The organism is Enterovibrio nigricans DSM 22720 (assembly GCF_900167155.1).
In the GTDB taxonomy this organism is placed as follows: domain Bacteria; phylum Pseudomonadota; class Gammaproteobacteria; order Enterobacterales; family Vibrionaceae; genus Enterovibrio; species Enterovibrio nigricans.
The window spans coordinates 1-10530 of sequence record NZ_FUXU01000105.1 but is presented as its reverse complement, the minus strand read 5'-3'; the positions used below and the strand labels follow the sequence as shown (position 1 = coordinate 10530).

The 10530-nt window shown below is 45.7% G+C and carries 9 protein-coding genes; 7 read left to right on the top strand and 2 right to left on the bottom strand.

All coding sequences use genetic code 11. The features are described 5' to 3' along the window. A partial coding sequence (locus tag B5D35_RS20975; RefSeq protein ID WP_139367821.1) for a helix-turn-helix domain-containing protein occupies positions 1-227 on the bottom strand: 227 nt, incomplete at its 3' end. 69 nt (positions 228-296) lie between these two features. Here B5D35_RS20975 and B5D35_RS20970 point away from each other — a divergent pair. The 7 genes from B5D35_RS20970 (at position 297) to B5D35_RS20935 (ending at position 8294) form a co-directional block, all read left to right on the top strand. Beyond that, positions 297-788, top strand: a complete 492-nt coding sequence (locus B5D35_RS20970) for an N-acetylmuramic acid 6-phosphate etherase family protein (protein WP_078754436.1) — start codon at positions 297-299, stop codon at positions 786-788. A 1-nt stretch (position 789) separates the two neighbouring features. Next, complete coding sequence (locus tag B5D35_RS20965; protein ID WP_078754435.1) at positions 790-2145, top strand: PTS transporter subunit EIIC; 1356 nt, start codon at positions 790-792, stop codon at positions 2143-2145. A 105-nt stretch (positions 2146-2250) separates the two neighbouring features. Further along, positions 2251-3099: a MurR/RpiR family transcriptional regulator gene (locus tag B5D35_RS20960; protein ID WP_078754434.1), complete on the top strand. Its 849-nt coding sequence runs from the start codon at positions 2251-2253 to the stop codon at positions 3097-3099. A 49-nt stretch (positions 3100-3148) separates the two neighbouring features. Beyond that, positions 3149-3487, top strand: coding sequence for a YidH family protein (locus B5D35_RS20955; protein ID WP_078754433.1), 339 nt, complete (start codon positions 3149-3151; stop codon positions 3485-3487). Between the two features lie 436 nt (positions 3488-3923). After that, positions 3924-4970, top strand: a complete 1047-nt coding sequence (locus B5D35_RS20945; protein ID WP_078754431.1) for an AraC family transcriptional regulator — start codon at positions 3924-3926, stop codon at positions 4968-4970. 246 nt (positions 4971-5216) lie between these two features. Continuing rightward, a complete protein-coding gene (locus tag B5D35_RS20940; RefSeq protein ID WP_078754430.1) occupies positions 5217-6674 on the top strand; it encodes a coniferyl aldehyde dehydrogenase in 1458 nt (485 codons plus the stop codon). 33 nt (positions 6675-6707) lie between these two features. Next, entirely contained in the window at positions 6708-8294 is a 1587-nt protein-coding gene (locus B5D35_RS20935; RefSeq protein WP_078754429.1) for an AMP-binding protein, read from the top strand. A gap of 407 nt (positions 8295-8701) precedes the next feature. Here the strand turns inward: B5D35_RS20935 and B5D35_RS20930 are convergent, their stop codons facing one another. Then, positions 8702-9970, bottom strand: a complete 1269-nt coding sequence (locus tag B5D35_RS20930) for an outer membrane protein transport protein (RefSeq protein WP_078754428.1) — start codon at positions 9968-9970, stop codon at positions 8702-8704. Positions 9971-10530 lie beyond the last annotated feature (560 nt).

The following is a 10530-nucleotide window of genomic DNA, read 5'->3' as shown; positions in this document are numbered from 1 at the left end:
ATCCAATGTGGCTTTGCTGCTTCAATGCGACCAAGTAAATAATCGTAATAGGGGTCTAGCTTCGACGGGCGTGACTGACGTTCGGGGTACACAGGAAGTCTGTCTTTATTCCTAAGGTAAACTCTCACCGTGTTTCTAGATACACCCAACGTCTTTGCGATACGGCGGATGCTTTGGCCCTGTTGATGTAAAACGTGTATATCCACTAGTTGCTCCTGATTGATCATAGTCCGCCGTTTTATCCATGAAACGAACAGACATTTTGTCTCAGGTGGGTCAATTTTAAATCGACGTTAGTGGGTCATTTTTACATCGGCGGTAACATTGTGATTTCCGGCTTGGAATATGCGCGCGAAATTGGCGCAAAAACAGTGGCAATTACGACCCGTGGTCATGGACTCGTTTGCGAATATGCTGATCTCTTCATCAATCCTGATGTCGGGCCGGAAGTGCTTGCGGGATCAACACGCATGAAAAGTGGCTCAGCACAAAAAATGCTGCTGGGCATGATCAGCACCGCTGTAATGATTCAGCTAGGTAAGGTTCACGGCAATTTGATGATTGATGTGAAACCGACCAATGAAAAACTGCGTGTCCGTGCTCAAAACATGGTCATGCAGATTTGTGATGTAAAAGAAGCAGTGGCAATCCGTTTGCTGGAAGACGTGGGTTACAACGTTCGTGCAGCAGTACTTCTTCATTCCCTTGATATTTCCGCTAGCGAAGCAAAAGACATTGCATCTCAACCTTACCGCTCGCTCAATGAGCAATTAGACCAAGGAAAGTAGTATGGCTAACAAGATAGAACATCTGGAAATCATTGCCGATGGTATTGAGCAATACATCGGTGGGTTTGGAAATGTTGCAACACTAACAAACTGTATGACGCGTGTACGCGTTGTGCTGAAAGACCGCTCTATGTTTAACGCAGATGCGCTGAAGAAAATTGAAGGCGTTAAAGGCGTGGTTGATGCTGGTGAGCAGTTTCAAATCATTGTAGGCATGGGAACGGCTGCCAAAGTTGCTGGCGTTCTGACAAAGCGTCTCAACAAGTCGGGCGCAACACCGGCAGCAGCGGATGTAGAAAAACAGCCAATGACAGTAAGAAAAGCGCTGAATACACTGGCAGCAATTTTTGTCCCTACGATCCCAGCATTAATTGGTTGTGGCCTGGTTCTTGGTCTGGTGAACATCTTTAAGCTTGTGTCGCCTGAGTTTGTTACTGCGCATGCAAGCATCTTTGAATTGTTCAATGTGGTTGGACGCGCGGTCTTTGCGGTTCTGTCGATCATGATCGGTATGAACACGGCGAAAGAGCTACAGGCGTCACCAGCCATTGGTGCGGTAATGGCAGCGATTCTTGCAAGTCCAGCATTGGCAAACATTGAGTTGTTCGGTAATAAAATGGTACCTGGTGGCGGCGGTATGTTCGCCGTATTGTTGGTGTGTATATTCTCTTCAAAATTCGAGCTCTGGTTCCGCAGCCGTTGCAAAGAAAGCCTTGACCTCATTTTGACACCCACATTAACGATCATCGTGTCCTCGGCGGTAGCATTAATGGTCCTTCAGCCGATTGCACACGCGGTAAATATGTGGCTTGGCAGCATGGTATCCGTTGCATTGCTGAATGACTCAGCAGGCTCTGTTGCCGTGGGTGGTGTATTGGGCGGTGGTTTCTTATTCCTGCTTCTTACTGGCCTGCATCAGGGTTTAATTCCCATTCATGCGCAAATCCTTGAAACCTTTGGTCTTAACTATCTTTTCCCAATTCTTGCAATGGGCGGTATGGGGCAGGTGGGTGCCGCTGCCTATGTGTACTTGAAGACCAAAAATGAACGCCTGAAAAAGACCATTACAGGTGCACTACCTGTCGGTATTCTTGGTGTGGGTGAGCCACTATTGTTTGGCGTCTCTCTTCCGCTCGGTAAAACGTTTATTGCAGGCTGTATCGGTGGATTTGCCGGTGGTGCAGTGATGGCCGCTTTCAAAGTTGGTATTATCATTCCATTCGGAACCGCAGGTTTGTCATTGATTCCCCTCGTTGGGGAAGGCCAAATCATTCACTTTATGTTGGCAGTATTGAGTGCTTGGGTGGTTGGCTTTATTGCCTCAATAGTGCTTGGTTTTGCTGAGCCTAAAGATTAGACATAACAGCGAAACAATGAATATATAGGGGCCGATAAATTGGCCCCTATACGCAAGCAATCAAGACGTGTTTGCTTGCGTATAGGAATAAATGATAGGAAGCGAATGAACGCCTTTGTCAATAAAGTAAAAGCCTTGCTGCACTCTAAGCGTGCCAACGAGCGGAAGATCTCACAATTCATCGTAGATTTAGGGTTTGATTTAGCCGAGCAAAGTGCCACAAAAGTCGGCGCACAACTGGGTATGAGTGACTCATCAATCATTCGATATGCGAAAAGTCTTGGGTGTTCTGGCTTTCCGGATTTAAAACTGAAATTAGCAGCGTCAGCGCAACAGATGGCTTCTCAGGCAGGCACGAATTCGTTGTATCAGGAAATTTCATCAGACGATACAACCGAGACTATCCTCAGCAAATCCAAGCAGTTGTTTACGGACAAAATTGAACAGTCATTGAGCTTAGTTGAGCCGGATATTATCGACCAATGCGCAGAGGTGATGCTTTCGAGTGGAAAAATTGTTCTGACAGGGATCGGGGCTTCTGCCATCGTTGCGTCAGATATTAATCATAAGCTGATCCGTACGGGCCTGAATGTACACTTTAATTCTGACTACCATTCTCAAATCGTTCAGGCATCGCTTCTAACAGGGAAAGACCTCCTTATTGTGATCTCCGCGCGTGGCGAAACCCCTGAAGTGATTACCGCGATTGAAAAGGCCAAAGAGGCGGGAGCAAAAGTGATTGCGTTAACGCGCTTTGGCAAGGGTAAAGTCGCATTGATGTCTGACTACGTGATCCCTTATAGCTATTCCGAAACTCACGAACAGTTAGGTATGGTGACGTCTCAATTGCTGCAAATGGTCGCGTTTGACGTGCTTTATTTTAAGCTGAACACCCTTATCGATCAGGGGAAAATGTCTAAGGCATTGCGTTCCATCAGAACCATACAGAAGTAGGGGGAGTGTCGTGAAAGCAGGTGGTCGTAATGAAAAGAGGTGATATCTGGTGAAAATAGGTAAAGAGCCTGATTATCGTTTCTCATTGGCCAATGAGCGCACGTTTTTAGCGTGGATAAGAACATCCTTGGCATTTCTGGCGACTGCAATTGGTATTGACATACTCTCTTCACATTCCAATGAGGTGTTACCGCTCTACACAGGGTGGTTGCCAGCAATTCTATCATTTGTTTCTGTCTTAACAGGGGCGTGGGCATTTTTACGTTGGTATCAAAATGAAAACGCGATGCGGTTGGAGAAGCCATTTCGCTACAGTAAAAGTCTCTTTTTATTGACGGCCGTTGTTCTGGCAGTGGGTGCGTTGATTGCCATGGTTTCTATCAGATGAATCGTTGCGTTGAGCGTGATCTTGGTTTGCAAAGAGAGCGGAGCCAACTCGCGTGGACACGCACAAGTTTGACTTTAACGGCTGCTGTACTGCTGCTCATTAAACTGAGTGTGCTTTCTACGCTAGGTATTCTTACGTTACTTTTCCTCACTTGGGTTGCTCTTAATCTCAGCACTAAGAGGAAAAATACGATAGCGCACCATTACACTGTCACAAATAGGCGAGAGCTAACGCGGAAATTACTTCTTTCGCTTTTTGTCGTTGCGGTTGCTTCCACTGCGTTTATTTCGTTTGTTTTTCTATAACGTTGTCGGCGTAATCGCTGCAAATGCCCTCTGTCAACATATGATTGTTCTCATTTGTGAGTAGGTGTAGCTTTACAGACTGCAACATCGTTGCAACACTTGAGAGAGTTGTATGATGTGAAGTAGTTGAGATGAGTGCGTATTATTCTACGTTAAGTGGTTGGATCATTCCTGTGACTCGTGCGATGAAGGCACTGGGTATTGAACCAAATAGTACACTGGAAAAATTCAAAATAGACCCTGCCGAAGTGAATAACCCGGAAGGGCGTATCTGTGTGGTGAGCTTGGGCAACCTGTTCGAGCACTGTAACGCCTTAGTGCCCGATCGCCAGTTTAATATCGAAGTTGCGCGTCATTTTCATCCGTCAGCACTGCACGCGTTGGGCTATGCGGTTCAGTCTGCGTATAGCTTGCATGAAGCCTTAGAGCGTGTATCGAAATATAAACGCGTTGTATCAAACTGCAGCAATATGGAAACCTATGAAGATGGCGATGAACTCGTTGTTGAATTCCAGGTTTATCGATATCCAGACAGTGGCCGATATGTCCTTTCGCCTGATTTAATTGAATCGTTTTTAGCGACCCTTGTGCAGGTTGCACGCGACCTCGTAGACGGTGGCCTCGACCCGCTAAGGGTACAAATATCCGTCCCTCAGCCGCGTTCAAACAGTGAATCTGTTTCTTCGTTTTTTAATTGTCCTATCGAATATAACGCTGATCGTACAGCCGTTGTTCTTGATTTGGCGATGGCCAAGCAACGTGCGTTGGGTAATAACCCTGTTATGAACCAAGTGCACATGGAATTGCTCAATCAGTTTATGAGCCGGGTTGATAAGACAAACCTGACTTATCTTATTGAGAACAAAATTCTTGAAGATCTTCCAATGGGTGCCCCTTCCCAGTCTGATGTTGCCAAGCAACTCGGCCTTAGCTTACGAAATTTACAGCGTAAACTGAGTGAACAGGGGACCTGCTACAAAGATATTCTTGACTCAACCCGTAAACGTTTGACCTTGAACTACATAAAACAGCCACATTTAAGTATCAGTGAAATTGGGTACTTAGTGGGCTTTTCGAATGTAGCCAATTTCAATCGGGCATTTAGGCGTTGGGTTGGGTGTGCCCCTGGTGAATATCGTCAGAATTACCTTACTGAAAGCACGCTGTCTGAGCTCTAACGCGCGACACTAACGTCAAACCAACCTCATTGTCGTCAATTTTGTCCCTGTTTAAAAAGCAGTTTTTTGACGATCTCGAAATTTGTGACTCTTCCTTTCAATGACAAATCTTTGGCATGAATGAACAATGGCAACGAGTAATTATTCACTCATAGTGTTCATTCAGGAGCATTCTGATTTTCTTTAATCCGTTATTAAGGCGGCGATCAATGATAGGAAGTCAGCGTTTGACACGAGGAGTTATCAATGACAAATGCAGAGCATCTCTCTGAGGTTACAGCACTAGGCAATGACGTAAACCCTGATGCCGTGTACCTTCAACTTATCCTACAAAAACAAAAAACTGCATTTCAGGCGGCACCCTATCCGAGCTATGCCGAGCGTATTAATGACCTAAAGCAACTGAAAAAAGGGTTGCTGGCATCAAAGCAAACATTGCTAATGGCGTTGGAAAAAGATTTTCATTATCGCAGTCATGACGAGAGCCTTTTGGGCGATATTTACTCGTCATTATCGAGCATTGACTATGCAGTTAAACATCTTCGTAAGTGGATGAAACCTCAAAAACGCCATGTCGGGATCGTATTTCAACCTGCGAAAGCAGAGGTGATTTACCAACCGAGAGGTGTCGTAGGCATTATATCGCCGTGGAATTACCCCGTGTTTTTAGCGATGGGTCCACTTGTTGCTGCATTGGCAGCAGGTAATCGCGCGATGATCAAAGTGTCGGAGTTTACCCCCCACACCAATACTGTTTTGGCGCGTTTACTCGCTGATATCTTTCCTCAAGAGAAAGTCTGCGTGATTCAGGGTGAAACGGAAGTGGCTCAGGCGTTTTCATCGTTGCCGTTTGACCACTTGCTATTCACTGGCTCAACACAAGTGGGTCGGCATGTCATGAAAGCGGCGGCAGAAAATCTGGTGTCAGTGACGCTGGAGTTGGGGGGGAAATCTCCTGTCATCGTTGATGATGAAATACCCATGGATGTTGCGGTAGCGCGTTTTATTTACGGTAAAACAATGAATGCCGGACAAACCTGTGTAGCGCCTGATTATATTTTTTGCCCAAAAGACCGCGTGAGTGAAATGGTTGAGGCAATTAAAAAGCGTTACAACGCAATGTACCCCAACCATGAAGGGTGCGATAAGCGAACACGCATTATAAACCGTAACCAATTCCGCCGTTTGCAAAGCTATATCGATGAAGCCAGCGTGCTAGGGGCAGACGTTATTCCATTGGGTGAACTGAAATCTGATGAAGCCACGTGTTTCATGCCTCTCACCCTGATCGCAGAAACGAATGGGGCTATGTCAGTGATGCGTGAAGAGATCTTTGGCCCAATACTGCCAATCATTGCTTATGACAATGTCCAGCAAGTGATTGATTCCATTAACGGAAGTCCAAGGCCTTTGGGGCTTTATATTCAGAATTTCAACAAAGCCTTCCAAGATAATGTACTCACGAATGCTCATGCTGGCGGTGTGTGCATTAATGACGCCGCTTTTCATGTTGTTGTCGATGATCTGCCGTTTGGCGGTATTGGTGAATCCGGCATGGGGAGTTACCACGGTATTGAAGGGTTCCGCACATTTTCCCACTCGAAATCTGTATTGAAACGGGGACGACTCTTTTTCAGTGATATGTTATTTCCACCCTATGGAAAGAAAATGCATGAATTGTTCTACCGTTTTTTCGTTAGTTAGGACAAGGAATTTTAAGTCGTAAAGGAGGACTTAATGATGCAAGACAAGAGTCAACTGGCGGCGCTCAGCCTCGCCAATATGATCGAAACGGCCTGCGAGCATTACGGAGATAAAGTGGCGTTTATTTGCGGAGCAGAAACGCTGACGTATCGAGAAGTGGAAGAGAAATCACGTGCTTTGGCATGCTGGTTTCAACATTACACGTCCTTGAAACCAGGGGACCGCATTGCTATTCAATTGCCGAATATACTTGAGTTTCCGATTGCTGCATTCGCCGCGTTAAGGGCTGGATTGGTGTTGGTGAATACCAATCCTCTCTACACTCAGCGGGAAATGCTGCATCAGTTTCGTGACTCAGGGGCAAAAGCGATCGTCGTATTTTCTCCTTTATCGCGTAAGCTTGCCGAAATTATTAATGACACAGACATCAGCGTGATTGTTCAATCTCATGCGGGTGATCTACCCCAAATGCCGACACAACGCCCCATTCTCCAGCGAGACATGGCGGACATTATTGATAGTGCAAAGGGCATGGAACTGCAGGCAACGAACGTGTCGCCGGATGATATCTGTATGCTGCAATACACAGGTGGCACAACAGGGTTAGCTAAAGGTGCGTGCCTGACGAACCGTTCAGTTATTTTCAACACGCTTCAATCTGCCGATAGGTTGGCTGACAATGCGGATCCGGGCAATGAGCTTTGTGTGTGTCCGTTGCCGCTCTACCATATCTATGCGTTTGCGATAAATCTGGTTCTGTTTTTCTCGCAAGGCAATACCAATATATTGATTCCAAACCCTAGAGATCTTGACGCTTTTGTCGAGCAGATTAAACCGCATCGGTTCACAGGATTTGCAGGCATTAATACGTTGTTCGTTGGCCTTTGTAATCACGAAGGATTTAAACAACTGGACTTCTCTGAGTTGAAATTGACCCTTTCGGGCGGTACAGCGTTAGTGGAAAGTGCTCGCCTTGCGTGGAAAGAAGTGACGGGATGTTCGATTACTGAAGGTTATGGCATGTCTGAAACCTCGCCTGTTATTTCTTTAAATTTCCCAGGTGAAGAGCATTACGGAACTGTCGGTCCACCACTGAAAGGCACCCAGTTAGAAATATGGGACATTAACAATAGACGCTTGCCGGAAGGAGAGGTGGGCGAAATCGTGGTGAAAGGCGATTTGGTGATGAAAGAGTACTGGAATAACCCAGAAGAGACGAAACAGGCAATTACGCCAGATGGGTATTTCAAAACGGGTGACATGGGGCGCATTCTCGAAGATGGGTGTGTTGAAATTGTCGACCGCCTGAAAGACATGGTGATTGTCTCTGGCTTTAATGTTTATCCGAGTGAAGTTGAACATGTACTTTGTTTTCATGGAGATGTGTTAGAGGCTGCTGTGATTGGTGTGCCTGATGATCAAACGGGTGAATCAGTTCGCGCTTATATAACTGCTTCTCCAGCGCTTGATCTCGATGAATTGAAGGCGTACTGCCGTGAAAACCTGACGCCGTATAAAGTGCCAAAAGAAATAATCATTGTTACTGAACTTCCTAAAACTGCCGTTGGCAAAATTCTCCGTAAAGACCTACGAGAAATTGCCGAGAAAATTGCTCCATAGTTCTTTTTTGTCCTAGCCGTTGTTTGTTTGCCCCGAGTCCGTCGGGGCTTTTTTTTGTTATTTATAACCACGCCTGTATTCTCGTTGCTGCGTTGCTGCGTTGCTGCGTTGCTGCGTTGCTGCGTTGCTGCGTTGCTGCGTTGCTGCGGCGAAACCCCATACTCGTGCCATTCCCTAATTAATGACATTAATATTCATGGCTAAGTCGCACGGCGGATATTAATGCCAGTCACACCAGCAGAATCCAGTGTCTTCCGTTTACTTGCCTGTATACCGTCTTGTGTTGATGAAAGTGGAGGAGAGGGCGTAGCAAATTGATTTTGGGTGTTCAGTATGTCGGAGGGCAACACTATTGGAGCAACAAAAAGCCCGCAGTTGCGGGCTTGGTGATAGGGCTGTCGTTTGGACTAGAATCGATAGTTTACTTGAGCGCCAAGAATGATGAGGTGCCCTTTTGTTTGGTATTCATGGTTAGCGGCAAACAGACTTGTCTCTGTGAACGTTTCTTCAGATCTGTCCATGTACGCTAAACCTAAGTCAACTGACCAATCTGATGATGGTTGGTAGTTCATGCCAACGGAATACCAGTAGGCATCCTGATCAGGAATGCTCAGCGTTGTTTTGCCCGCTTTTTCATCAAGTGCGAAACCAGCACGGAGTTTAATGGCCGGATTCAACTGGTAGGTTGCGCCAAGGGCCCAACGCCAGGAATCGTTATACTCTTCAGCTTTACGGAAACAAGTTCCTCCTGTAACGCTGCAGCCAGAACCGGTCGCTTTGAATTCCGTGTATTCACTCCATTGGGTCCATAATGCGCTGTAATGAACGGCTAACTTTGTGTTCAATTGATGGAAGCCTGACAGTTCAACAATGGTCGGCAATGGAACAGTTGAACTGGCGGAGACTTTACCGCCGCCAGGAACGGCTACGACACCGGGTGTGAAATCGGTAAAATCGCCATCGAGATTCAGGTCAACACTTGCTCTATAGGACACGCCGAATCGGTTGTATTCATCGAGTTCGACAAGTGCGCCAGCATTCCAGCCAAACGCCCAATCTTCACCTTCCCAGCTAAGTATGGTGTCTGATGAATTCTTTCCAAAGGCTCCTGCGCCTCCCCCGAAATGTCGGTTCACTTCGCCCGTGGCGTAAATCAGGCTCACGCCCGCACCAATGCTAAGCATTGGGTTTACTTTATATGCAATTGCAGGGTTGAAATTCACGGAGAGGAGTTCGGTATCACCACCCACATCGCCGGCAAGAAAATCGTCTTTTAGATCCGTGCCTAAGCCGTAGTTTGAATAAACACCTAAGCCTACTGCCAGTTTCTCATTCAAAGGATGTACGTAATAAGTTGCAGGAACGACATTTGATGGCACCGTGTCTTTTGATGATTGAAGCGGATTGCTTCCTGTGACATCAATGGATGCGTCAAAATAAATCAGTGAACCTGACAGCTCAGGGCGTTTAAACAGTGTCATGGTAGCAGGGTTACGCCCCATTGAGGCTGCGCTGTCACCAATCGCGGCTTCACCCGCATAAGCTCTCCCTAAGCCACCTACTGAGTCAAAGGCAATTTGATATCCTGCAGCATTAACTGCACCAGAGCCCAAAAGTGATAGTGATATTAATATTGATTTTGATATGCGAGTACGCGGAAATTGTATTGCTGCCATAATTGCCTCCATGGCTGAAAAGTGGAAAGCTATATTTTTTCTTCACCATGATGGTAGTGAGGTATTGAATCTCAAAGGTAGTCAAAACATGCCAATATTCTGTCTTTATATAAACAGAGTTTAATATTAAATGAATGTTATTTTAGAGATCCCTAAAGTTGTTCCTGATAATTGACAAAGGTGTCTAAAACCTTGTGCTACTTCGTTAATTAAGTTGGCTGGCTGATTTGTACTCCACTATTTTCTTCTGGATATAGAAGGAAATGTCTTTGTTAATAATTCAAATGTGGCACTCTGAATCGTGGCTAAAATGCTTAGTGATGGCAGTATTTCTGATTATTTAATGTCTGAATTCTTGGGTGTTTTACTCGTAAATAATGCCAAGTTTTTCGGTGTGAGTTGTAATGAGTTTGATAAGACTCTTTTTTATTATGCGAGGGGTCTTAGCAGTTTGACTGAAGTGATCTGGAAATATTGGACAAACAGCTTTCTTTAAAAGTTTTTAACCGTATGTCGGCTTTGTTGCTTAAATCGATGGAACTAAATCTAGAAGCTACGAT